Source organism: Limnohabitans sp. TEGF003 (assembly GCF_055395455.1).
Genome location: NZ_AP029225.1, coordinates 1,901,786 through 1,925,703, shown reverse-complemented (window position 1 = coordinate 1,925,703; position 23,918 = coordinate 1,901,786). Strand labels below are relative to the sequence as shown.

Sequence of the window (23,918 nt, the reverse complement as noted above, 5' to 3'; positions counted from 1 at the left end):
CCCGGCCAAGATGCCGGGTTGATCAGGGGCGCTGCCGAACTCAAACCGCTTCGACCGCTGCCTCGGCTTGGGCCACAGCAGGCAAGCGGATCAGGTGGTCAAAGGCGCTGAGTGCGGCCTTGGCGCCCTCGCCTGCAGCAATGACGATCTGCTTGTAAGGCACGGTGGTGCAGTCTCCGGCCGCAAACACGCCGGGCACATTGGTGTGGCCCTTGGCGTCCACCACGATCTCGCCGAACTTGCTCAACTCGAAAGTGCCTTTGAGGAACTCGGTGTTGGGCACAAGGCCAATCTGCACGAACACGCCTTCGAGCTCGACCCAGTGGTCATCGCCGGTGGTGCGGTCCTTGTAACGGATGCCGTTGACCTTGCCGTCCGCTCCGGTGATTTCGGTGGTTTGGGCGTTGGTGTGCACGGTGACGTTGGGCAGGCTCTTGAGCTTGCTCACCAGCACCGCGTCGGCTTTGAGCTGGTCGGCAAATTCGAACACCGTGACGTGGGCCACGATACCCGCCAGGTCAATCGCCGCTTCGATGCCGGAGTTGCCGCCACCAATCACTGCCGTGCGCTTGCCCTTGAACAGAGGACCGTCGCAGTGCGGGCAATAAGCCACGCCCTTGTTCTTGTACTCGGCTTCGCCGGGCACATTCACATTGCGCCAACGGGCACCGGTCGACAGGATCACCGAGCGGGCCTTGAGGCTCGCACCATTGGCCATCTGCACTTCAATCAGGCCGCCGGGCTGGCTGGCGGGGATGATTTTTTCGGCGCGCTGCAGATTCATGATGTCCACCTCGTAGTGGCGCACCTGCGCTTCCAGAGCCGCTGCAAACTTGGGGCCATCGGTTTCCAGCACGGAAATGTAGTTTTCGATGGCCATGGTGTCGTTGGTCTGGCCACCAAAACGCTCGGCGGCCACGCCCACGCGGATGCCTTTGCGGGCCGCGTACACCGCAGCAGCCGCACCGGCCGGGCCACCGCCCACCACCAACACGTCAAACGGGTCTTTGGCACTGAGCTTGGCCGCGTCGCGCTCACCGGCGTTGGTGTCGAGCTTGGCCACAATTTCTTCGACCGACATGCGGCCCGAGCCGAACACCTGGCCATTCAGGAACACCATGGGCACGGCCATGATCTGGCGTGATTCGACTTCGGCCTGGAAGGCGCCGCCTTCGATGACCACGGTCTTCACCTTGGGGTTGACGATGGCCATCAGCGACAGCGCCTGCACCACGTCGGGGCAGTTGTGGCAGCTGAGCGACATGTAGACCTCGAAGTTGAAGTCACCATCCAGGGCCTTGACGCTGTCGATCACGTCTTGCTCGACCTTGGGCGGGTGGCCGCCGGTCCACAGCAGCGCCAACACCAGCGAAGTGAACTCGTGGCCCAGCGGCAAACCGGCAAATCGCACCCCGGTGTTTTGGCCGTCTCGTGCCACCACAAAAGAAGGCTTGCGGGCGTCATCGCCCGACGTGTCCAGCGACACCTTGTCAGACAGTCCCACGATGGTTTCCAGCAATTGCTTCATGTCCACACCGGTCTCGCTGTCGTCGAGCGAGGCGATCAGGCGAATCGGCTGGCGCAACAGGGCCAGGTATTGCTGCAATTGGGCTTTGAGGGTGTCGTCGAGCATGGTGTTCTCCGGTTTTCAGGGTGCAGTGAACTCGGACCCGCACTTGTGGTGCAGGTCTGGGGGACAAAAAGTGGGGGAAATCGTTGGGCGCAGCACACGCGGACTTGTGGCCTGCATGCGCTGAACCCAACGCCCTGAGTGATCAGGGCGTCCGAGACAAGATTTAGATCTTGCCGACCAGGTCGATGGAAGGCGCCAAAGTCTTGGCGCCTTCTTTCCACTTGGCGGGGCACACTTGGCCGGGGTTGGCGGCGGTGTACTGAGCGGCTTTGAGCTTGCGCAGGGTCTCGGACACGTCGCGGGCGATTTCGTTGGAGTGCACTTCGGCGGTCTTGATCATGCCTTCGGGGTTGATGATGAAGGTGCCGCGCAGTGCCAGGCCTTCTTCTTCAATGTGCACGCCAAAAGCGCGTGTCAGCTGGTGTGTGGGGTCGCCAACCAAGGGGAACTTGGCCTTGCCCACAGCTGGCGATGTCTCGTGCCAGACTTTGTGCGAGAAGTGGGTGTCGGTGGTCACGATATAAACCTCGGCACCGGCTTTCTGGAACTCGGCGTAGTTGTCGGCCGCGTCTTCGATTTCGGTGGGGCAGTTGAAGGTGAAGGCTGCGGGCATGAAAATCAGCACGGACCACTCGCCCTTGAGGGTTTCGTTGGACACTTGCACGAACTTGCCGTTGTGGAAGGCCTGGGTCTTGAAAGGCTGGACTTGGGTATTGATCAAAGAGGACATGGTCATTTCCTTGGGTTGGTTTAAAAAAACTATCGAATGAGAAAACTCATTGGTCGTAATCATAATGCAACCTAGGGTTTTCACTCATGAGTAGTTTTTATGGGACCGATAGGCAAAACCTTCGGCTTCAAGCCCACCCACTTGGCTCCACACGCCCCTTGAAGCAAGCGACCGCCAGACTCAACCAGGCCAAAATCCAAGCCACCCCGCCCCAAGGCACTGCCGCGCGCCAGGCGTCAAAACCCAGCACATGCCGCGCATACAGGTTGAAGCTGAACAACAGCAAACCCACCAGCATCAGCCCACCCGCAGCCAAACTCCAGCGGGACACGCCGCACACCCCGATGGCCAAACCCGTGATCAGCAAGCCCACCGAATGGAATTGATGCTGGCTCAAGGCGGTTTGCACCGCTGTCGGCACACCCGCGGCAAAGACGGGCAAATGGGCAAACGCGGCACTGAACACCACGCTGGTGCAGGCGCTGAGCGCTCCCAAAGCCCCAAAAATGCGGGCGGACACAGGCAAGGAAAACATCGGCAAGGTGGTCATGTCAGGCTGGGCTTTGCGCCAGAAAAAAGGACAAGGCGCATTGGAGCACGGCGCATGCCCGGACTTTGACTTTCGTCAGCGCTTTTTCGGGGCTTTTGCAGCACAGTGAAACGTCAAAACCAACAAAAGGAAGCCCCATGAAACTCTTGACCGACCTGTTTTCCACCGATTACGGCCTGATGAGTTTGGCCGTGATCCTGTTCGTGCTGCTGATGGCCGCCTTCTTTGTGCGCATGTTTGTGCGCAAGATGAACAACAAGGAATGAGCCACGGACTCACTGCCTCGGGTCCATCCTCACATCAAAGGCCTGCGGTAGCCCCCGGTCTTGCCGCCCGGTGACAGCACCACTTGCCACAGCTGGTTGTCGCGGGCGCGGAAGGTGCCTGCGCAGCACAGCAGGTAGTAGCGCCACATGCGGTAAAAGCGCTCCCCGTAGCGTGCTTTCAACCCCGGCCAGGCCGCCTCAAAACGCGCATGCCAGGCCATCAGCGTTTTGTCATAGTCTTCGCCAAAGTTGTGCCAGTCTTCCATGACAAAGTGCTCCTCGCTGTCATACGCGATCTCGGAGGCCGAAGGCAGCACCCCGTTGGGGAAGATGTATTTTTCAATCCACGGGTCGATCCCCGCCCCCGCCCGGTTTTTGCCGATGGTGTGCAGCAGGAACAAGCCATCGTCTCGCAAAGAACGCCGGGCCATCTCGAAATAAGCACGGTAGTTTTTGTGACCCACATGCTCGAACATGCCCACCGAGGCAATGCGGTCAAAGCGCTGCTCGCCATGGGGGTTGAATTGCCGGTAATCGGCCAACTCGAAATGCACAGGCAAATCCTGCGCTTTTTCAGCCCCTAGGCGGGCTTGCTCTTTCGAGACCGTAAGCCCCACGCACTTGACGCGGTAATGGCGGGCCGCAAACAGCATCAGGCTGCCCCAGCCGCAACCGATGTCCAGCAGCGTCATGCCCGGTTGGAGCTGCAGCTTTTGGCAAATGAGGTCGAGCTTGGCCTCTTGCGCCTGCGCCAGATTTTTGGCCACAGGCCAGTAGCCGCAGCTGTAGGCCATGGACGGGTCCAGCATGGCTTCGTACAAATCGTTGCCCAGGTCGTAATGCACCTCTCCCACCTGCCAGGCCCTGTGCGGCGACTGCAGATTGGTCAGCCGCGCCTTGAGTGATGCCCACAACCAACCGGCCCGACCCACCTGCTCGTCCAGCCGCGCCCGCAAGATGCGGGTGATCAGCTCATCCACCTGGTCGCAATCCCACCAGCCGTCCGTGTAGCTCTCGCCCAGTCCCAGACTGCCGCGGGTCAGGATGCGGTCGAACGTGGCGTGGTGGTGCACCCGCATGTCCCAGGGCCGGCTGCCCCCGACCTGGATATCGGCCGTGGCCAGCAACTCGCTGGCTCGACGCCAGTTGTCGTCGGTCTGCAAGATCGATGTTTCGCTCTTGTCCCAAGTGAGGTCTGAGGCCATGCCGTTCTCCTGTGCAGATGCAATTTGGGCCAGAGACCCTTGACCCAAACCATGCTAGGAAACCAGGGGGCCTTTGTACATCCAACAAAGCCAGTAGTCGAGTACCGATTTCACGGTACGAACCGACTGAAATCGCTGCGCGGGCACACCCTCAGAGGCCATCCATCTGTGCATAATTGACGTTGACGTAACGTCAATCACATTCAGGAGCAAAACATGGACATTCAAGGCAAGGTTTTCATCGTCACTGGCGGCGCATCGGGCCTGGGCGAAGGCACGGCCCGCATGCTGGCGGCCAACGGCGGCAAAGTCGTGATCGCCGACATGCAGGCTGAAAAAGGCGAGGCTGTCGCCAAAGAACTCGGCGGCGCGTTTGTCAAATGCGACGTGAGCAACGAGGCCGACGGCCAGGCCGTGGTGGCCAAGGCCGTGTCCATGGGCAAGCTGATGGGCCTGATCAACTGCGCAGGCATCGCCCCCGCAGAAAAGACCGTGGGCAAAAACGGCGCGCACAGCCTGGCCGTTTACACCAAGACCATCATGGTCAACCTGGTCGGCACCTTCAACATGATCCGCCTGGCGTCAGAGGCCATGTGCAAGAACGAGCCCGAGGCCACTGGCGAGCGCGGCGTGCTGATCAGCACCGCCAGCGTGGCGGCCTACGACGGCCAGATTGGCCAGGCCGCTTATGCCGCCTCCAAAGGCGGCGTGGTCGGCATGACGCTGCCCATTGCCCGTGACCTGGCCCGCAACGGCATCCGCAACATGACGATTGCCCCCGGCATCTTCGGCACGCCCATGCTGTTTGGCATGCCCCAAGAAGTGCAAGACGCGCTGGCCGCAGGCGTGCCCTTCCCCAGCCGCTTGGGCACCCCGCAGGACTACGCCAAATTGGCCAAGCACATCATCGAAAACGACATGCTCAACGGCGAAGTCATTCGCTTGGATGGCGCGATTCGCTTGGCACCCAAGTGAGCTGAGGTCTCAGCAGCTGTACAACAGGCCCTGCGGGGCCTGTTTTTTTGGGTCAACGGGGTCGCTGACGCACTGGGCCAAAGCTGCGCTTGCCGCTAACATGGCCAGCACAGGGAGACACCATGAACCGCCCATTTGCTTTGAGCCTGATCGCGCTGGCGCTCTTGAGCGCTTGCGCTACACCGCCCACGGGCTTGACCACGACACAAGCGCCCGCCAACACATGGCGCTACAGCGTGCCCGAACAACCCGAAGCCGCCAGCGGCAACAACGCCAAACCCGGCTGGGCCTATGCGCGGCAGGCCGTGGCCGCCGCCAACCCCTTGGCGACCGATGCGGGGCACCAGGTGCTGCGCGCGGGCGGCTCGGCCCTGGACGCGGCCATTGCGGTGCAAATGGTGCTGGGTCTGGTGGAGCCGCAGTCGAGCGGCATTGGCGGCGGCGCGTTTTTGCTGCACTTTGATGGCCGCCAGGTCACGGCGCACGACGGGCGCGAAACCGCCCCCGCAGGTGCCCGCAGCGACATGTTCATGGACCAGGGCAAGCCCATCCCCTTTGACGATGCGGTGCAAAGCGGCCATTCGGTGGGTGTGCCCGGCGCGGTGCGCATGCTGGAGGTGGCGCACCGGCAGCACGGTCGTCTGCCCTGGGCACAGTTGTTGGCACCCGCCATCACACTGGCCGAACAAGGTTTTCGGGTCAGCCCCCGTCTGCACGCCTTGCTGCAAGCCGATCCACACCTGAAAAAAGACCCGTTGGCTTTGCGCTTTTTCTACAACGCCCAAGGCCAAGCCTGGCCTGTGGGCCATGTGTTGCGCAACCCCGAATACGCCCATGTACTGCGCCGCATCGCTAACGAGGGCGGCCGCGCCCTGCACGAAGGGCCGGTGGCCCAAGCCATCGTGGCACGCACGGCGCAAGCGCCGCGCCCTGGCACCTTGAGCCTGCAGGACTTGAAAAACTACCAACCCAAAGAACGCGATGCCCTGTGTTTTGACCACACGGCCGCATCGCGGGCTTACCGCATCTGCGGCTTCCCGCCACCATCTTCGGGCCAGATCGCCATCGGCCAGATTTTGGGCATGCTGGGCCACACCCAGTCGCAAGGCCCGGAGTTGGCAGGCGGCCTGCCCTCGCCCGACTTTTTGCACCGTTACACCGAAGCCTCACGACTGGCCTTTGCCGACCGGGCGCAGTTCGTGGCCGACCCGGATTTTGTGAAAGCACCCGCTGGTGACTGGCGCAGCCTGCTGGCTCCCGACTACCTGCGTGAACGCAGCCAGCTGATCGGCACCCAGGCCATGAAAACCGCCCCCGCAGGCCAGCCCGGTGGCCCAACCACCAGCTTCGCCCCCATGCCCACACAAACCGAATACGGCACCAGCCACATCAGCGTGGTCGATGCGCAAGGCCGGGCGGTGGCCATGACCACCACCATCGAAGCCGCTTTTGGCTCGCGCCGCATGGTCAGCACCGACCCGTCTCGCCCCGGCGGCTTTTTGCTCAACAACGAGCTGACCGATTTCAGCCTGGCCCCTGCCGACGCGCAGGGCCGCCCCATCGCCAACCGGGTCGAACCCGGCAAACGTCCGCGCTCATCCATGTCACCCACCCTGGTGTTTGACAAAGCCACGGGCCAACTGCTCATGAGCGGCGGCAGCCCAGGGGGCGCGCTCATCATCCACTACACCGCCAAGCTGCTCACGGGCACGCTGCACTGGGGCCTGAACGCGCAGCAAGCGATTGACCTGCCCAACTTCGGCTCGCTGGGCGGCCCCACTTTGCTCGAAGCCCAGCGCTTTGAGCGCAGCACCGTGGACGCCCTCAAAGCGCGCGGCAACGAGGTGCGCGAAATGGACATGACCAGCGGCCTGCAGGCCATCGAGCGCACGCCCAGGGGCTGGTTTGGCGGGGCCGATCCCCGGCGCGAGGGCGTGGTGCTGGGCGACTGAAGCACAGCCACAAAAGCAAAACGGCAGCCTAGGCTGCCGTTTTGCATCAGCGCCGGATCAAGCCCGGCATGACCGATCAGTAAGCCTGACCCAGCTGCCCCAGGATGGCGGGGTTCTCCAGCGTGGAGATGTCTTGCGTGATCTCCTCGCCTTTGGCCAGCGAGCGCAGCAGGCGGCGCATGATCTTGCCCGAACGGGTTTTGGGCAAGTTCTCACCGAAGCGGATGTCCTTGGGCTTGGCGATCGGGCCAATTTCCTTGGCGATGTGGTCGCGCAACTGTTTGGCAATCGCCTTGCCCTCTTCGGTATTGGGCAACGAACGTTTGAGCACCACAAAGGCGCAAATGGCCTCACCCGTGGTGTCGTCGGGACGGCCCACCACCGCGGCTTCGGCCACCAGCTCGGTGCAGCTGACCAAGGCCGATTCGATTTCCATCGTGCCCATGCGGTGGCCAGAGACGTTCAACACATCGTCGATGCGGCCGGTGATGGTGAAGTAACCGGTTTTCTCGTCGCGGATCGCGCCGTCGCCCGCCAGGTAGTACTTGCCCTTGAAGTCCTCAGGGTAGTAGCTCTTCTTGAAGCGCTCTGGGTCGCCCCAGATCGTGCGGATCATGGAAGGCCATGGCTTTTTGACCACCAAAATGCCACCTTGGCCGTTGGGCATGTCTTTGCCCGTTTCGTCCACGATGGCGGCCTGGATACCGGGGAACGGCAATGTGCAGGAACCGGGCACCATGGGCGTCACACCCGGCAGCGGGGTGATCATGTGACCACCGGTCTCGGTTTGCCAGAAGGTGTCGACGATCGGGCAGCGACCGCCGCCCACGTGCTGGTGGTACCACTCCCATGCGGCAGGGTTGATCGGCTCGCCGACCGAACCCAGCAAGCGCAGGCTGCTGAGGTTGTAGCTCTTGGGGTGCACGGCGTCGTTGGACTCGGCGGCCTTGATGAGCGAGCGGATGGCGGTGGGAGCGGTGTAGAAGATCGAGACCTTGTGGTCCTGGATCATCTTCCAGAAGCGGCCGGCATCGGGGTAGGTGGGCACGCCCTCGAACACGATCTCGGTGCCGCCCAGGGCCAAGGGGCCGTAGGTGATGTAAGTGTGGCCGGTGACCCAGCCGATGTCGGCCGTGCACCAGAACACGTCGTCGGCCTTGAGGTCGAAGGTCCACTTGGTGGTCAGCGCCGCGTGCAGCAGGTAGCCGCCGGTGCTGTGCTGCACACCTTTGGGTTTGCCGGTGGAGCCGGAGGTGTAGAGCAAGAACAGGGGGTGCTCGGCACCGACCCACTCGGGCTCGCAGGTGGTGGCTTGCTTATCGGCCAAGTCGGCCATCCACAGGTCGCGGCCAGCGGTCATGGCGATGTCAGCGCCCGAGCGCTTGACGACCAAGACATTTTGGATCGAGCCGCAACCGCCCAGGTTGATGGCTTCGTCCACGATGGATTTGAGGGGCAGCAACTTGCCGCCGCGCACCTGGTTGTCGGCGGTGATCACGGCCACAGCGCCCGTGTCTTCGATGCGGTCGCGCAGGGACTGGGCCGAGAAGCCACCGAACACCACCGAGTGGGTCGCGCCGATGCGGGCGCAGGCCTGCATGGCGGCCACGCCTTCGATGGACATGGAGATGTAGATGACGACGCGGTCGCCCTTCTTGATGCCCAGGCTCTTCAAGGCGTTGGCGTATTGGCAGGTCTTGGCCAGCAACTGGCTGTAGGTGACCTTGGTCACTTCGCCGCCGTCGGCTTCAAAGATGATGGCGGTCTTGTCGCCCAGGCCTTTCTCGACATTGCGATCCAGGCAGTTGTAGGAGGCGTTCAGGGTGCCGTCTTCAAACCACTTGAAAAATGGTGCGTTGGACTCGTCCAGCACTTTGGTGAAAGGCGTCTTCCAGGTGATCAGCTCTTTGGCCAAACGGCCCCAGTATCCTTGGTAGTCGGTTTCGGCTTCTTTGCACAGCGCGTCATAGGCGGCCATGCCGGACACATGGGCGTTTTGGACGAAGTCGGCGCTGGGTTGGTAGATGGTGGAACTCATCGGTTTGTCTCCTCAAGGACGTGGCGTTTTTGGAACTGGTGCAAATGTCGGCTTTCGCTCTTACAAAGCACTGACTGACGGCAGACTTGCAGGCTTTGCGGCCGGAAAGACCCGTCTAAGCCCTAGAATTCGGGTTTGCCCGAAGTCACGGACTTCCCACACAGGAAAACCATGTCCAAACCCACGCCGTCGAAAAAAAATTCCTTGAGCCCGCTGAACAATTTCATTTTCGCCAGCCGCTGGCTGCAACTGCCCCTGTACCTGGGCCTGATCGCCGCGCAAGCGGTGTATGTGTTCCATTTTTGGGTCGAACTGGTGCACCTGCTCGAAGCGGCTTTTGGCAATCAGCAAGCCCTGCAGGCCTTGATCAGCAGCATTGGCTACAAAGCCGATGCCCCCATCACCGCGCTGAATGAAACCGTGATCATGCTGGTCGTGTTGGCCCTGATCGACGTGGTCATGATTTCCAACCTGCTGATCATGGTCATCGTGGGCGGTTACGAAACCTTTGTTTCGCGCCTGAATCTGGAGGACCACCCGGACCAACCCGAGTGGCTGGACCATGTGAACGCCTCGGTGCTCAAGGTCAAGCTGGGCACGGCCATCATCGGCATCAGCTCAATCCACCTGCTCAAAACCTTCATCAACGCCGCCAACTACGACGAAAAAGTGCTGATGTGGCAGACCCTGATCCACATGGCCTTCCTGCTCAGCGCCATTGCCATCGCCTATGCCGACCGCCTGATGTCGCACCACGACAAGGCCCACTGAGCACCTCAAAGCACCTCAAAGCGCCTCACAGTGCCTGACAACGACCGATTTTTGATTTTCACGGAACCCCTAGCACCATGACCACACTGATCAAACAAGCCGACCTGATCGAATCCGTTGCCGCTGCGCTGCAGTACATCAGCTACTACCACCCCGCCGATTACATCCAGCACCTGGCCCGCGCCTACGAGCGCGAGCAAAGTCCCGCTGCCAAAGACGCCATCGCCCAGATCCTGACCAACAGCAAGATGAGCGCGACTGGCCACCGCCCGATCTGCCAGGACACCGGCATCGTCAACGTGTTCCTCGAAATCGGCATGGACGTCAAGCTCGACGGCTTCACCGTCAGCCTGGAAGACGCGGTCAACGAAGGCGTGCGCCGGGGGTACAACCACCCCGACAACATGCTGCGTGCGTCGGTGGTGTCTGACCCGCACTTCAACCGCAAAAACACCAAGGACAACACGCCCGCCGTGATCTTCACCAAGATCGTGCCCGGCAACAAGGTGGACGTGACTGTGGCCGCCAAAGGCGGTGGCAGCGAAAACAAGTCCAAGATGATCATGCTCAACCCCGGCGACAGCATCGTCGACTGGGTGTTGAAGACCGTGCCCACCATGGGCGCGGGCTGGTGCCCACCCGGCATGCTGGGCATCGGCATCGGCGGCACCGCCGAAAAAGCCGTGCTCATGGCCAAGGAAAGCCTGATGGACGACCTGGACATGTACCAGCTGCTCGAAAAATCCAGCAAAGGCGAAAAGCTCGACCAAGTCGAAGAAATGCGCCTGGAGCTGTACCACAAGGTCAACGCCCTGGGCATTGGCGCACAGGGTCTGGGCGGTTTGACCACCGTGCTGGACGTCAAGATCAAGATGTACCCCACCCACGCGGCCAGCAAGCCCGTGGCCATGATCCCCAACTGCGCGGCCACCCGCCACGCACACTTCGTGCTCGATGGCTCCGGCCCCACCTATCTGGAAGCGCCGTCGCTGGACCTCTGGCCCAACGTGGGCTGGACGGCCGACACCGAAAAGAGCCAGCGCGTGGACCTCAACACCCTGACACCTGAGCAAGTCGCCGCCTGGAAACCCGGCCAGACCCTGCTGCTCAACGGCAAGATGCTCACCGGCCGCGACGCCGCGCACAAACGCATCCAGGACATGCTGGCCAAAGGCGAGAAGTTGCCCGTGGACTTCACCAACCGCGTCATTTACTACGTTGGCCCGGTCGACCCCGTGGGCGACGAGGCTGTTGGCCCCGCAGGCCCCACCACCGCCACCCGCATGGACGGCTTCACTGAAATGATGCTGGCCAAAACTGGCCTGATCGCCATGATCGGCAAAGCCGAGCGCGGCCCCGTCGCCATCGAAGCCATCAAGAAGCACAAGAGCGCTTACCTGATGGCCGTGGGCGGTGCGGCCTACTTGGTGTCCAAAGCCATCAAACACGCCAAGGTCGTGGGTTTTGCCGACATGGGCATGGAAGCCATTTACGAATTCGACGTCGTGGACATGCCCGTGACGGTGGCGGTCGATGCGGGCGGCACCAGCGCCCACATCACCGGCCCCGCCGAATGGCAAAAGCGCATCGCCACGGGCGAGTTCAAAGGCATTGGCGTCAACGCCGGTTGATGGATTTCAGGCCGCGCAAGCGGCCTTTTTTCCAAGCCGCCTGAGCCACACACCCAGATGACCACCGACCAGCGTCCGATCGGCGTGTTTGACAGCGGCATTGGCGGGCTGAGCGTGTTGCAGGCCTTGCAAAAAGAGCTGCCCCACGAGCGCTTTGTCTACATCGCTGACAACGCACACGCGCCCTACGGCGAAAAAAGCGAAGCCTTCATCAGCCAACGCAGCCATGCGATTGCCGAGCATTTGCTGGCGCAACACCACATCAAAGCTTTGGTGGTGGCCTGCAACACGGCCACGGCCGTGGCGATCCACGAGTTGCGCAGCCGGCACCCGACGCTGCCGCTGGTGGGGGTGGAGCCCGCGCTCAAACCGGCCTTGGCGCTGAGCCAAACCCGTCGCATTGGCGTGATCGCCACACGCGGGACTGTGGGCAGCGACAAATTCGCTCGCCTGCTGGACAGCGTGCAGGACGGGGCCCAATTTGTGGTGCAGGCCTGCAACGGCCTGGCCCTGGCCATCGAGCAAAGCACCCTGCCCGACCAGGCTGCAGCCGCGCAAGAACACATCACACACTTGCTCAAGACCTATACCCAAGCCATGGGACGGTTTGGCTCAGCCCCCGGAGAGATCGACACCCTGGTGCTGGGCTGCACCCACTATGTGTTTGTCCAGAACGAATTGCGAACGCTGGTGGGCCCCGATGTGCAGCTGGTTTCCACCGGCGAGCCCGTGGCCCGGCAAACCCGCCGCTTGCTGGCTGCCGCAGGCTTCTTGCACGCAAGCCCTGTCGCCGAAACCCAGCGCCTGCACTTGTTCACCACAGGCGACTTGAAAGGCCTGCAAGCCGCCGCGAAACGCTGGTTGGGCTTGCCGCCACACCTGTGCCAAGCGGTGCCAGCATCCCTGCAAACCTGAGCCTGCTGATTCAAGCTTGTGCTTGAGCCGCCAACCGTCCTCGCTCCACGTCCACCGGCATCAGCAGCACCAGGCCCAGCACAAACAGCAGCGAGGTGGAACCGATGGCCAGGCGCTGGTTGCCGTCGCTCAACCAGGTGATCAGGCCATAGGTCAATGGCCCCAAAATGCTGGCCAAGCGAATGGCAAATGTCCACAAGCCAAAGAACTCACCCAAACGCTGCGGCGGCACCATCAAGCCCGCCATGGCCCGGCCCGACGACTGGCTCGAGCCCATGCAAAAACCGGCAATCGCCGCCGCCCACCAGAACATGGCCTTGTCGGTTGACAAGGCCGCGATGAAACAAGTGAGCACCCAACCGACCAGGGTCAGCGACAAGGTGAGTTTGTGGCCCATGCGGTCTTGCAGGTGACCGAGCAACAAGGCCCCGGCAAAAGCGGCCAGGTTGAGTACAAAGATCAGCACCATGGTTTCCTGGGGCTGAAAGCCAATGACCTGCTCGGCGTAAATGGCCGCCAGTGTGATGGCCACAGCCACACCGCCCTGGTAGGCCACCGCGCAAGCCAGGAGACGAGTGAAGTCGCGGTAGGGCCTGGCCTCGCGCAGCGTCTGGCGCAAGCGGCGCAGACTTTGCGTCACCGTCACCACCGGGGCATTGGGCTGGGGCGGCGAGTGCTCGCGCAACAAAGCAAAAGTGACCAAGGCTGCTGCACCGTAAACGGCCGCGGTGATCCACATGGTCACGGGCACAAACTGGGCACCGGTTTCGCCCCGGGCTTGCGCGGCCAACACATAGGCCAAGCACACACCCAGCGTGAGCATGCCGCCGATGTAACCCAAAGACCAACCCCAACCGCTCATCCGGCCCATGGCCTCTGGCCTGGCCAATTCAGGCAAAAACGAGGCCGTGAGCGACTCACCATACGAAAAAAAGGTGTTGGACAGCACCAGGATGAACAAACCCAGCACCACCTGGCCTGGCCCGACCAGCGACAAAGCCGCTGTGCTGAGCACACAACCCGCCGTGACCCACATCAGCATTCGCTTTTTGCCCGCCACCCGATCAGCCCAAGCGCCCAAACCGGGCATGGTCAGCATCACGACAAAATAGGACAGGCTCAAGCCCGATGTCCACGCCAACGTGGCCCAGTCGGCACCGTTGGCCACACCGCCTACGAAGTAAGCGGCAAACACGGCTGTGATGACCACGGTGGAGTAGCCCGAATTGGCGAAGTCGTACATGGCCCAACCCAAGACCTCGCGCAAACGCACGCCCGGGTTGAGTGCAGAACGAAGGCCTTGGGCGTTCATGCTGCAAGCCGATCAGTGCAAATGGCGTGGGCGGCGTCCACCACCGCCATGGCCGCTGCTGCCGCCCGGGCCACGCGGCGGTTTGCCGATGTCGAGCGAGCTGACCAGGCTGTCAAAGCGCTGGCTGAACAGCTTGTCGATTTCAGACACCACGCCGGACAACTCGGCGCCGTCGAAATGACGCTCCATCATGTTGACCACGTCGTGCACCAGCAAATCGCGTTGGGCCTGCATGATGGCGCCAGGATCGGGCCCCACAAACAGCATCACAAAATCGTCACGCGACTCGGCGCCGCTGGCCTCGTCCTCGTCGTCAAATTCGGTGTCGTAAAAAGTGACCTCGATCTGCGTGCCTGCTGCAGACAACTCGTTGAGGTTCATGCACAGGTCGTCCATGACCATGCGAAAGTCATCGTCGCCACGCACCGTCCAGCACAGGTTCAGACGCTGGGCACTGGGATCAAAACGGATGCCGGGCTCTTCTTCGTACAGGCTCACGGCCCCCTCACTCAGGTTGCGTGCCCCGGCGTAGTGCCAAAGGGGCTTGAGCGCCTCCTGGATCGCCTGGATGTCGGTGCCGGGTTTGATCGGCACATCACCATGCACGTGAATCTCAAGCGGTGCGTTGTCGTGGTTCATGATGATGTTTTCCTCAAATGGTGCCCCGAGCCGGAATCGAACCGGCACGCCCCTTTTCAGGAAGCAACGGATTTTAAGTCCGGTGTGTCTACCAGTTTCACCACCGGGGCAGAGCACTTATTGTGCCTTGATAAAGCGGTGTTTCTGCCTCAATCGATCTGCAAATTCAGCATGGCCAAGGCGAATAAGGCGATCACCGTCAGGTAGGCCGCCGACCAGACCATGGTGCGCCACTTGGCTTTGTCGGTGACGTAAAAAAACACATACGCCACCCGTGCTGCAACAAAGAACAGGGCCAGCGCGTCGACCGTGGCCGGGTCAACACCTGTGAGCAAAGCCAGGATGACGCCGACGGCAAAAAAAGGGAACGCCTCGAAGCAATTGGCTTGCGCGGCATTGGCGCGGGCCCTGAAACCGGTTTGCCGGGCCAACCAGGCTCGGGGGTCGCTGTTGTCATAGCCCTTGAAGCCCGATTTGGCAATGCCCGCACACACCACCGGCATGATGCCCGCTGCCAACACGGCGCCATAAGAAATCAACATGGAGCTCTCCTTGATCCCGCAAAACCGAAAAAAAAGCCACTGAGGACATCAGTGGCTGTGCACTGGCCCGGCAAAGCGCCGGGCGCACCGGGTTCAACCGCCCTTTTTGGAGCGCTTGCCAGGGTTTTTCTTGCTGCGTGTCGCGACACCGCGCTCCAGGCTCACGCGCTGGCCACGGCCGCCAGTGCGCAGGGTCACGCCTGGCAATGTAGGCAGTGGGGGGGTGAATTTACGATCTGCTTCGGTGACGATTTTGTTGCCCATCTGTGGCTCCGGATAAAAATACAAAACGATATTAAGCCACAAGAATGGCCCCTTTTCGCCTCGGCCCTGCTTTGCACTTGCCCTCGGCCAGCACGGCCGGGGCGTTTCGACTGGCGATAAACTGCCCCCATGGACTTCACCACCCTCCTGATCGTGGCTTATTTCGCCTTGCTGGCGATCACCCTGCGCAAACGCTGGGGGGTCATCGATGGGCCTTGGCTGTTTTACTTTCGGGCATTTTTCCCCAACTGGAAGTTCTACCACGGCATCAACCCTGCACCGCGGCTATACGTGCGCGGTCAAACCGAATCCGGCGACTGGAGCGACTGGGGACTGGTTTACCCTCGCCTGCCCAGACAAATCAGGCACCTCTTGCACAACCCGGCGGTCAATTTGGCCTTGACACACCAAAACCTGGTGGACCACCTGGCCAACGACATCAACGACATGCCAGAAGGCGCTGATATCCGGGAACGCGTCACCTACCAACTGGTCAGCCAACTGGCCCGGCAAGCCCTTGAGGGCGGCTCCTGGGGCGATCAAGCCATGCTGGCATCCATCCCCGTCGGCAGGCTTTCGGCCTACCAGTTCGAAGTCCGCATGGAGTTACCCGGAAGCCCCAGCAGCGAACGCATGCTGCAATCCCCGGTGCTGCGCCCATGGAACTGACGCTCGCCGTCCGCGTTTTTGAAGTGCTGCTGGGCTTCAGCCTGGTGCTCCAAACCCTGGAGTATCTGCGCCTGCCTTCGCTCGACCGTGTGACCCTTTGGCCCATGCTGGCGCAGGAATTGCCCGCCCAGCCCGCATGGCTCAAGTCAGGCCTGACCCTGCTCCTCCAGCCCGGCCCCTACCGCACGATGCTCATCTTGCGCCTGGTCTTGGCCCTCAGCTTGATGCTGGGCCTTGTCGGCTTGGCAGGTGCTGCCGTGCTGTTTGTGATGGCTTTGCTGCTGCTTTTGCGCTGGCGCGGGGCCTTCAATGGCGGCAGCGACTTCATGACGTTGGTTGGCCTGTCTGGTTTGCTCCTGGCCCATCTGGTGGGTGCCATCGCCAATGAATCCCTGGGTTGGCAAGCCGGGTTCTGGTATATCAGCCTGCAAACCGTCAGTTCTTACTTTGTCTCCGGCTGGGTGAAACTGTTGCGGGCGGAATGGCGTTCGGGTCAGGCCATGACGCTTTTTCTGGACACTGGCGTGTATGGCCCCCTGGCGCAGAACAGCATTTTCCGAAACCCCCAAGTCGCCCGGCTTTGCGCCTGGTCCTTCACCCTCTGGGAGGGCTGCTTCCCTTTGGCGCTGCTCGATGTCCGGCTGGCACTGGTCTTTTGCGGTGTAGCCTCTCTTTTCCATTTCTTGGTGTTCTGGTTTTTTGGTCTCAACCGCTTTTTTTGGGCATGGCTCAGCAGTTTTCCGGCCGTCGTCTATTGCGCCGGCACGGTTTGGTAAGCCTTTGAACCCATGGCCGACCGATGACAGCTTGGCGACTGCCGGGCATGGCGTCGCTGCTTAAGATCGGGTTTTCAACAGCGAGGTGCCCCCCATGAACTCCCCCACATTGGCATCGTTCACAGCCCAATCCCTGGAAGAAGGGTTTGACGAGATCATCGTCCGCGAGTGGGAACCCCACCTCCGACTTGACACCCACACCCACCCTTTCGATGTCAGTGCCCATGTGGTGCGCGGTGAATATTGGCTCACCGTCGGTGAAGAGGTTCAACACCTCAAGGCGGGCGACTTCTTCCGTCTGGCGCGAAATGTGCCCCACGCTGAGCTGTACGGCCCGGAAGGCGCCACCGTGTGGGTGGCTCGCGCCAACTGAAAAGGCAGCGTCGCATAAAAAATGCCTCAGGGGTGTGAACCGCTGAGGCATTTTTTGTTTGGAGGCGCGACCCAGAGTCGAACTGGGCTAGACGGATTTGCAATCCGTTGCATAACCGCTTTGCTATCGCGCCAGAATCAAAAACACGCTGACAAAAATGGGAAGCTGGAGCTTCCCATAGGGCTGAAAGATGTTGACACGTCTTTCATGTGTTTGGAGCGGGAAACGAGGCTCGAACTCGCGACCTCAACCTTGGCAAGGTTGCGCTCTACCAACTGAGCTATTCCCGCAGATCAAAAATTTTTGAAAGACGTTGGTACTTCTTTCGGTATTTGGAGCGGGAAACGAGGCTCGAACTCGCGACCTCAACCTTGGCAAGGTTGCGCTCTACCAACTGAGCTATTCCCGCGTATTTCAGAAAACTTGGCATTGTATGCCTTGTTCGCTGGAATGGTCAAATTGTAATGCAATTTCAGGCTGACTTTGGCGCCAGCCTGAAAATTTTGCATCAATGTTTCACGGCTTCGGTTTTGGCCGTGGCCGTCACAGCCGGCAAAGCTGCGGCCGCCACCTCTTCGTCGCTCAATGGCGTGGGTTTGGCTTCCAAAGCCACATCCAGCACCTGGTCGATCCACTTGACGGGCACGATTTCCAGACCGTTTTTGACATTGCCGGGAATGTCTTGCAGGTCCTTCACGTTGTCCTCGGGGATCAACACGGTCTTGATGCCCCCGCGCAAAGCGGCCAACAGCTTTTCCTTGAGCCCCCCAATGGCCGTGACCTCACCACGCAGGGTGATCTCGCCGGTCATGGCCACATCGGCACGCACCGGAATACCCGTCATGGCCGAGACCATGGCCGTGGTCATGGCGGCACCGGCACTGGGGCCGTCTTTGGGTGTGGCGCCATCGGGCACGTGGATATGCAGGTCTTTCTTCTCAAAGACTTCGTCCTTGATGCCCAAAAGGCGCGAACGGCTGCGCACCACGGTGCGCGCGGCTTCGACGGACTCCTTCATCACATCGCCCAGCGAACCGGTGCGGGTGATGACGCCCTTGCCCGGCATCAAGGCGGCTTCGATGGTCAGCAGATCGCCGCCCACCTCGGTCCAGGCCAAACCGACCACCTGGCCGATCTGGTTCTTTTGCTCTGCACGGCCATAGGTGTACTTGCGCACGCCCAAAAAGTCGTTCAGGTTATCGGCATTCACCACCACCTGGGGCTTCATTTGCTTGAGCAGCAGGGCCTTGACCACCTTGCGGCAAATTTTGCCCAACTCGCGCTCGAGCGAGCGCACACCCGCCTCGCGGGTGTAGTAGCGCACCACGTCGCGCACCGCATCTTCGGTGACCAGCAACTCGGACTCCTTGACGCCGTTGTTGCTCATTTGCTTGGGCAACAAATACTTCATGGCGATGCTGGTCTTTTCGTCTTCGGTGTAGCCCGACAAGCGGATCACTTCCATGCGGTCCAGCAGGGCCGAAGGAATGTTCATCGAGTTGGAGGTGGCCACGAACATCACATCGCTCAGGTCGAAATCGACCTCGACGTAATGGTCACCAAAGGTGTGGTTTTGCTCAGGGTCCAGCACCTCCAGCAACGCGCTGGAAGGGTCACCCCGGAAGTCCGTGCCCAGCTTGTCGATCTCGTCCAGCAAGAACAGGGGGTTCTTGGTGCCGACCTTGTTCAGGTTTTGCAGCACCTTGCCGGGCAAAGCCCCAATGTAAGTGCGGCGGTGGCCGCGAATTTCGGCCTCGTCGCGCATGCCGCCCAGCGCCATGCGCACGTATTTGCGACCCGTGGCCTTGGCAATGGACTGGCCCAGCGAGGTCTTGCCCACGCCGGGTGGCCCGACCAGGCACAGAATGGGTGCCTTGACCTTGTCCACACGTTGCTGGACCGCGAGGTATTCCAGAATTCGGTCCTTGACCTTGTCGAGACCAAAGTGGTCCTGGTTCAGCACGTCCTCGGCATTGCCCAGGTCGTGTTTGAGTTTGGTTTTCTTGCTCCAGGGCAATCCGGTGAGCACATCGAGGTAGTTGCGCACCACCGACGCTTCGGCCGACATGGGCGACATGAGCTTGAGCTTTTTCAGCTCGCCCTCGGCCTTTTTGCGGGCCTCGGCTGACATCTTGGCGGACTTGATCTTCTTCTCGATTTCCTCGATGTCCGCGCCCTCTTCCCCTTCGCCCAGCTCTTTCTGGATGGCTTTGACCTGCTCGTTCAGGTAGAAGTCGCGCTGATTCTTTTCCATCTGGCGCTTGACGCGACCACGGATGCGCTTGTCCACATTCAGGATGTCGACTTCATGCTCCAACTGGGCAAACAGGTTCTCCAGACGGGCCTTGATGTTGGACAAGTCCAGCACTTGCTGCTTGTTCTCCAGCTTCAAGGGCAGGTGTGCAGCGATGGTATCGGCCAGGCGACCGGCATCGTCAATGCTGGAAATCGAGGTGAGGATTTCCGGTGGGATTTTCTTGTTGAGTTTGACGTATTGGTCAAACTGCTGCATCACGGCTCGGCGCAAGGCCTCGATCTCGCTGCTGGCATCGGACTGCTCGGCCGCAGGCTCCACCGGGGTGACCGTGGCCACGAAGTGGGCCTCGCCATCCACAATGGACAACACCTGCGCACGCTGCTGTCCTTCGACCAGCACTTTGACCGTGCCGTCGGGCAATTTGAGCATCTGCAAAATGGTCGAAACGCAGCCCACATCGAACATGTCGTCGATGGCTGGCTCGTCTTTGGCGGCGGTTTTTTGGGCCACCAGCATGATGCGGCGCTCTGCGGCCATGGCTGACTCCAGCGCCTTGATGCTCTTGGGGCGACCCACAAACAGTGGAATCACCATGTGAGGAAACACCACAACGTCGCGCAGCGGCAACATGGGCAATTCGATCGGGGTGGATGGCAAAGGTGTGTGTCCAGACATGGTGTGTCCCTCAGGTCAATTCAAAGCACATGGATGCAATCACCGCGATTTCAACCCACAGAGGCGAAGGGGTATTCATGGCGGTGGGCACCTGTGGTTCAGGCCTGCTTGGCCGACTCGCGATAAACCAGCAGTGGGGGCTTGTTGTCGTCGATGACGGACTCGTCCACCACCACTTTCTCGACATTCGCCTGGTTGGGCAATTCAAACATGGTGTCGATCAGCGCCTGCTCCATGATGGAGCGCAGGCCTCGGGCACCGGTCTTGCGGGCCAGCGCTTTGCGGGCCATGGCCGTCAGTGCGTTCGGACGCACTTCGAGCTCGACGCCTTCCATGGCCAGCAGTTTGGTGAACTGCTTGACCACCGCATTTTTGGGCTCGGTGAGGATCTGCACCAAAGCCTCTTCGGTCAGCTCGGCCAAAGTGGCGATCACCGGCAAACGCCCCACCAGCTCAGGAATCAGACCGAACTTGATCAGGTCTTCGGGCTCGACTTCGTTGAAAACATCCGTGAGGGAGCGCTGCTTTTTGCTTTTGACCGTGGCACCAAAGCCAATGCCGCCCGATTCGGTGCGGTTTTCAATGACCTTTTCCAGGCCAGCAAATGCGCCGCCACAAATGAACAGAATGTTGGTCGTGTCGATCTGCAAAAAGTCCTGATTGGGGTGCTTGCGTCCGCCTTGCGGGGGCACACTGGCCATCGTGCCCTCGACCAGCTTGAGCAAGGCCTGTTGCACGCCCTCGCCCGACACGTCGCGGGTGATCGAAGGGTTGTCAGACTTGCGGGTGATCTTGTCGATCTCGTCGATGTAGACGATGCCGCGCTGGGCACGCTCGACGTCGTAATTGCAGGTCTGCAGCAGCTTGGCCACGATGTTTTCCACGTCCTCGCCCACATAACCGGCTTCGGTCAGGGTGGTGGCATCGGCCATGACAAAAGGCACATCCAGCATGCGAGCCATGGTTTGGGCCAACAAGGTTTTGCCAGAGCCTGTGGGGCCAATCAGCAAGATGTTGCTTTTGGCCAGCTCGACGTCGTCTTTCTTGGCCCCGTCTTTGTGTTTGAGGCGCTTGTAATGGTTGTACACCGCCACGGCCAAACTGCGCTTGGCTTTTTCCTGACCGATCACGTAATTGTCGAGATTGGTCTTGATATCCAGCGGCGTGGGCAGCCCCTCTTTGGCACCTTCGCTCACCGTGGTGGTGGCCAACTCATCGCGCACGATGTCGTTGCACAAATCAATGCACTCGTCGCAGATGAACACCGACGGACCTGCGATCAACTTCTTGACCTCGTGCTGGCTCTTGCCGCAGAAAGAGCAGAACAGGTTTTTCTCAGTGGTTGAGCCTTTTTTATCGGCCATAAATGTCGCCTCGCTATCCGTAATTCGTCAATGATAACGAAAGAAAAACGGCGTTCACCCTTTGGGGGTCAACGCCGTCAGCCAAGGTGCCGGAAAGCCCGGCCACCCTCAAGCGCGTTTGGAAATGACTTCGTCGATCAAACCGTAGTCTTTGGACTCGGTGGCCGAGAGGTAATAGTCGCGCTCGGTGTCGAACTCGATCTTCTCCAGTGGCTGCCCGGTGTTCTCGGACAGGATGCGGTTCAACTGGGCACGGGTCTTGACGATCTCGCGGGCGGCGATCTCGATTTCGGTGGCCTGACCCCGCGCACCGCCCAAAGGCTGGTGAATCATGATCTTGGAGTTGGGCAACGCAAAACGCTTGCCCTTGGCACCCGAGGACAGCAAAAACGCGCCCATGCTGGCGGCCATGCCGTTGCACAGGGTGGACACATCGGGTTTGATGAAGTTCATGGTGTCGTAGATCGCCATGCCGGCGCTCACCGAACCACCGGGGGAGTTGATGTACAGCGAGATGTCCTTTTCAGGGTTTTCACTCTCCAAAAACAGCAACTGGGCCACGATCAGGTTGGCCATGTGGTCGTTGACCTCACCCACCAAAAAGATCACGCGCTCCTTGAGCAACCGCGAGTAGATGTCATAGGCCCGTTCGCCACGGCCCGATTGCTCGATGACCATGGGCACCATGCCCAAATTTGTGATGTCCAGTGCGCTCATCTTTTCTCCAGAAAATTCATGGATGACTTTAACCGGGTTTTCAACCCCACCAAAGAGATGGGGCTTGTGAGCCAGACTGCAAGCCCGGCACAAGCCCCATGCTCAAGGGATTTCAAGGATTCAAATGACCGATCAGGCCTGTTGACCCATCAGCTCTTCAAAGGTGATGGCTTTTTCGACCACCTTGGCCTGAGCCAGGACGAAATCAGACACATTGCTCTCGATGACCACGGCCTCGACTTCGGCCATGCGCTGGTTATCGCTGTTGTACCAACGCACCACGTCATCGGGACGCTCGTAGCTGGAGGCCAGCTCCTGGATGTGAGCCTGGATCTGCTCGGGCTTGGCGTGCAAGGTGTTGCCGCGCACCACTTCAGCCACCACCAGGCCCAGACGCACGCGCTGCTCGGCTTGGGGGCGGAAGATGTCGTCGGGGATCGGGGCCTTGTCGGCGTCCTTGATGCCGCGCTGCTTCAGATCGGCACGGGCCCCCTCTTTCAGGCGCTCGATTTCGTTTTGCACGATGGCCTGGGGCAGATCCAGCTCGGCCTTGGCGACCAAAGCGTCCATAGCGGCTTGTTTGTTGCGGGCCAGCAGGCGGAATTTCACTTCGCGCTCGAGGTTTTTGCGGATGTCGGCACGCAGGCCTTCCACCGTGGCGTCGGCAATGCCCAAGGACTTGGCCAAGGCTTCGTTGACTTCAGGCAGGTTGGCGGCTTCGATTTTCTTGACCGTGACCAGGAAGTCAGCTGTTTTGCCAGCCACGTCTTGGCCGTGGTAATCAGCGGGGAAAGCCAAGGGGAAGGTCTTGCTTTCGCCGGACTTCATGCCGCGCACGGCGTCTTCGAATTCCTTGAGCATCTGGCCGTCGCCCAAAATGAACTGGAAGTCTTCAGCTTTGCCGCCAGCGAACACTTCACCGTCGATCTTGCCTTCGAAGTCGATGGTGGCGCGGTCGCCGTCTTGTGCAGCGGCGTCTTGGGCGCGCTGGGCAAAGGTGCGGCGCTGCTTGCGCAGGATGTCGATGGTCTTGTCAATGGCGGCTTCAGACACTTCAGCCGTCAGTTTTTCCACTTCGGTGTCAGCCAGATTGCCCAGCTTGACTTCAGGGTACACCTCAAAAATGGCTTCGAAGTTCAGCTCGCCTTCTGGCGCGCCTTCTTTTTCGGAGATGCGGGGCTGACCGGCCACACGCAGTTTGGCTTCGTTGGCGGCCACAGCAAAAGCCTCGCCCACTTTGTCGTTCAGAACTTCATACTGAACCGAGTAACCATAGCGCTGGGCCACCACATTCATGGGCACCTTGCCAGGACGGAAACCGTCCATTTTGACCGTGCGGGCCATTTTCTTCAGGCGTGCATCCACTTCGGACTGGATGGCCGTCACAGGCACAGTCAGGGTGATCTTGCGTTCCAGCTTTTCAAGGGTTTCAACAGTCACAGTCATCGTCGTTCTCGGTTAATTGAATGTCTCTCAGGCCACCGGGTTGCCCCCTTGGCCACAAGTCGGTTGGTGCGCGGGGCGGGACTCGAACCCGCACAGTGTTGCCACCGTCAGGACCTAAACCTGGTGCGTCTACCAATTTCGCCACCCGCGCAGGTCCAAACAAAAAGGGCGTCAGGCTTGTCGCTGGGCATAAAAGCCACCTGACGCACCTGACCGCC

Annotated in this window: 22 protein-coding genes and 5 tRNA genes; 9 read left to right on the top strand and 18 right to left on the bottom strand. The window is 60.6% G+C overall.

Going from position 1 to position 23,918, the window contains the following annotated elements:
• Positions 1-40: 40 nt before the first annotated feature.
• From ahpF to ACZ5RT_RS09510, 3 genes are all read right to left on the bottom strand, one after another.
• Positions 41-1,633 carry an alkyl hydroperoxide reductase subunit F gene (gene ahpF, locus ACZ5RT_RS09520; protein ID WP_464452292.1) on the bottom strand — a complete coding sequence of 531 codons (1,593 nt, stop codon included), beginning with the start codon at positions 1,631-1,633 and terminating at the stop codon, positions 41-43.
• Between the two features lie 163 nt (positions 1,634-1,796).
• The gene (ahpC, locus tag ACZ5RT_RS09515; protein ID WP_090141908.1) at positions 1,797-2,363 is read right to left on the bottom strand and encodes an alkyl hydroperoxide reductase subunit C; all 567 of its coding nucleotides are present in this window, start codon (positions 2,361-2,363) and stop codon (positions 1,797-1,799) included.
• 127 nt (positions 2,364-2,490) lie between these two features.
• Complete coding sequence (locus tag ACZ5RT_RS09510; protein WP_464452291.1) at positions 2,491-2,913, bottom strand: DUF423 domain-containing protein; 423 nt, start codon at positions 2,911-2,913, stop codon at positions 2,491-2,493.
• A 137-nt stretch (positions 2,914-3,050) separates the two neighbouring features.
• On the opposite strand from ACZ5RT_RS09510, the gene ACZ5RT_RS09505 reads away from it, so the two are divergent.
• Positions 3,051-3,179 (top strand): DUF3149 domain-containing protein, encoded by a 129-nt coding sequence (locus ACZ5RT_RS09505; RefSeq protein WP_199220037.1) that lies wholly within the window; start codon positions 3,051-3,053, stop codon positions 3,177-3,179.
• Positions 3,180-3,208: 29 nt separating this feature from the next.
• On the opposite strand, the gene cfa is transcribed toward ACZ5RT_RS09505, so the two are convergent.
• On the bottom strand, positions 3,209-4,384 hold the full coding sequence (gene cfa / locus ACZ5RT_RS09500; protein WP_464452290.1) for a cyclopropane fatty acyl phospholipid synthase: 1,176 nt from the start codon (positions 4,382-4,384) through the stop codon (positions 3,209-3,211).
• A 216-nt stretch (positions 4,385-4,600) separates the two neighbouring features.
• Here cfa and ACZ5RT_RS09495 point away from each other — a divergent pair, with 216 nt between their 5' ends.
• Positions 4,601-5,359 (top strand): 3-hydroxyacyl-CoA dehydrogenase, encoded by a 759-nt coding sequence (locus tag ACZ5RT_RS09495; protein WP_108426191.1) that lies wholly within the window; start codon positions 4,601-4,603, stop codon positions 5,357-5,359.
• Positions 5,360-5,481: 122 nt separating this feature from the next.
• On the top strand, positions 5,482-7,311 hold the full coding sequence (locus ACZ5RT_RS09490) for a gamma-glutamyltransferase family protein (RefSeq protein WP_464452289.1): 1,830 nt from the start codon (positions 5,482-5,484) through the stop codon (positions 7,309-7,311).
• Between the two features lie 76 nt (positions 7,312-7,387).
• Here ACZ5RT_RS09490 and acs read toward each other — a convergent pair whose 3' ends face one another.
• Entirely contained in the window at positions 7,388-9,349 is a 1,962-nt protein-coding gene (gene acs / locus ACZ5RT_RS09485) for an acetate--CoA ligase (RefSeq protein WP_108426189.1), read from the bottom strand.
• A 171-nt stretch (positions 9,350-9,520) separates the two neighbouring features.
• Here acs and ACZ5RT_RS09480 point away from each other — a divergent pair, with 171 nt between their 5' ends.
• From ACZ5RT_RS09480 to murI, 3 genes are all read left to right on the top strand, one after another.
• Positions 9,521-10,120 carry a TIGR00645 family protein gene (locus ACZ5RT_RS09480; protein ID WP_291924018.1) on the top strand — a complete coding sequence of 200 codons (600 nt, stop codon included), beginning with the start codon at positions 9,521-9,523 and terminating at the stop codon, positions 10,118-10,120.
• A 77-nt stretch (positions 10,121-10,197) separates the two neighbouring features.
• Complete coding sequence (locus tag ACZ5RT_RS09475) at positions 10,198-11,751, top strand: fumarate hydratase (protein WP_464452288.1); 1,554 nt, start codon at positions 10,198-10,200, stop codon at positions 11,749-11,751.
• Positions 11,752-11,808: 57 nt separating this feature from the next.
• On the top strand, positions 11,809-12,666 hold the full coding sequence (murI, locus tag ACZ5RT_RS09470; RefSeq protein WP_464452287.1) for a glutamate racemase: 858 nt from the start codon (positions 11,809-11,811) through the stop codon (positions 12,664-12,666).
• A gap of 10 nt (positions 12,667-12,676) precedes the next feature.
• On the opposite strand, the gene ACZ5RT_RS09465 is transcribed toward murI, so the two are convergent.
• The 5 genes from ACZ5RT_RS09465 to ACZ5RT_RS09445 form a co-directional block, all read right to left on the bottom strand.
• The gene (locus tag ACZ5RT_RS09465; RefSeq protein ID WP_464452286.1) at positions 12,677-13,978 is read right to left on the bottom strand and encodes an MFS transporter; all 1,302 of its coding nucleotides are present in this window, start codon (positions 13,976-13,978) and stop codon (positions 12,677-12,679) included.
• A gap of 12 nt (positions 13,979-13,990) precedes the next feature.
• The gene (locus tag ACZ5RT_RS09460) at positions 13,991-14,617 is read right to left on the bottom strand and encodes a DUF6806 family protein (RefSeq protein ID WP_464452285.1); all 627 of its coding nucleotides are present in this window, start codon (positions 14,615-14,617) and stop codon (positions 13,991-13,993) included.
• Positions 14,618-14,635: 18 nt separating this feature from the next.
• Positions 14,636-14,727 (bottom strand) — tRNA-Leu (locus ACZ5RT_RS09455).
• Between the two features lie 39 nt (positions 14,728-14,766).
• A complete protein-coding gene (locus tag ACZ5RT_RS09450) occupies positions 14,767-15,159 on the bottom strand; it encodes an MAPEG family protein (protein WP_291926882.1) in 393 nt (130 codons plus the stop codon).
• A gap of 93 nt (positions 15,160-15,252) precedes the next feature.
• A complete protein-coding gene (locus tag ACZ5RT_RS09445; protein ID WP_199220036.1) occupies positions 15,253-15,423 on the bottom strand; it encodes a hypothetical protein in 171 nt (56 codons plus the stop codon).
• A gap of 129 nt (positions 15,424-15,552) precedes the next feature.
• On the opposite strand from ACZ5RT_RS09445, the gene ACZ5RT_RS09440 reads away from it, so the two are divergent.
• From ACZ5RT_RS09440 to ACZ5RT_RS09430, 3 genes are all read left to right on the top strand, one after another.
• On the top strand, positions 15,553-16,092 hold the full coding sequence (locus tag ACZ5RT_RS09440) for a hypothetical protein (RefSeq protein WP_464452284.1): 540 nt from the start codon (positions 15,553-15,555) through the stop codon (positions 16,090-16,092).
• Positions 16,083-16,868: a hypothetical protein gene (locus tag ACZ5RT_RS09435; RefSeq protein WP_291926887.1), complete on the top strand. Its 786-nt coding sequence runs from the start codon at positions 16,083-16,085 to the stop codon at positions 16,866-16,868. Before ACZ5RT_RS09440 ends, ACZ5RT_RS09435 begins: the two co-directional genes overlap by 10 nt.
• A 94-nt stretch (positions 16,869-16,962) precedes the next feature.
• Positions 16,963-17,241 carry a cupin domain-containing protein gene (locus tag ACZ5RT_RS09430; RefSeq protein WP_291926889.1) on the top strand — a complete coding sequence of 93 codons (279 nt, stop codon included), beginning with the start codon at positions 16,963-16,965 and terminating at the stop codon, positions 17,239-17,241.
• Between the two features lie 59 nt (positions 17,242-17,300).
• Here the strand turns inward: ACZ5RT_RS09430 and ACZ5RT_RS09425 are convergent.
• The 8 genes from ACZ5RT_RS09425 to ACZ5RT_RS09390 form a co-directional block, all read right to left on the bottom strand.
• Positions 17,301-17,374, bottom strand: a tRNA-Cys gene (locus ACZ5RT_RS09425).
• 81 nt (positions 17,375-17,455) lie between these two features.
• Positions 17,456-17,531 (bottom strand) — tRNA-Gly (locus ACZ5RT_RS09420).
• 43 nt (positions 17,532-17,574) lie between these two features.
• Positions 17,575-17,650 (bottom strand) — tRNA-Gly (locus ACZ5RT_RS09415).
• Positions 17,651-17,749: 99 nt separating this feature from the next.
• On the bottom strand, positions 17,750-20,173 hold the full coding sequence (gene lon, locus ACZ5RT_RS09410) for an endopeptidase La (RefSeq protein ID WP_291926893.1): 2,424 nt from the start codon (positions 20,171-20,173) through the stop codon (positions 17,750-17,752).
• A 98-nt stretch (positions 20,174-20,271) separates the two neighbouring features.
• Positions 20,272-21,537 carry an ATP-dependent Clp protease ATP-binding subunit ClpX gene (clpX, locus tag ACZ5RT_RS09405; RefSeq protein ID WP_108426178.1) on the bottom strand — a complete coding sequence of 422 codons (1,266 nt, stop codon included), beginning with the start codon at positions 21,535-21,537 and terminating at the stop codon, positions 20,272-20,274.
• Positions 21,538-21,645: 108 nt separating this feature from the next.
• Complete coding sequence (gene clpP, locus ACZ5RT_RS09400; RefSeq protein WP_108426177.1) at positions 21,646-22,254, bottom strand: ATP-dependent Clp endopeptidase proteolytic subunit ClpP; 609 nt, start codon at positions 22,252-22,254, stop codon at positions 21,646-21,648.
• Between the two features lie 132 nt (positions 22,255-22,386).
• Positions 22,387-23,700 (bottom strand): trigger factor, encoded by a 1,314-nt coding sequence (tig, locus tag ACZ5RT_RS09395; protein ID WP_291926901.1) that lies wholly within the window; start codon positions 23,698-23,700, stop codon positions 22,387-22,389.
• Between the two features lie 64 nt (positions 23,701-23,764).
• A tRNA-Leu gene (locus ACZ5RT_RS09390) sits at positions 23,765-23,851 on the bottom strand.
• Positions 23,852-23,918 lie beyond the last annotated feature (67 nt).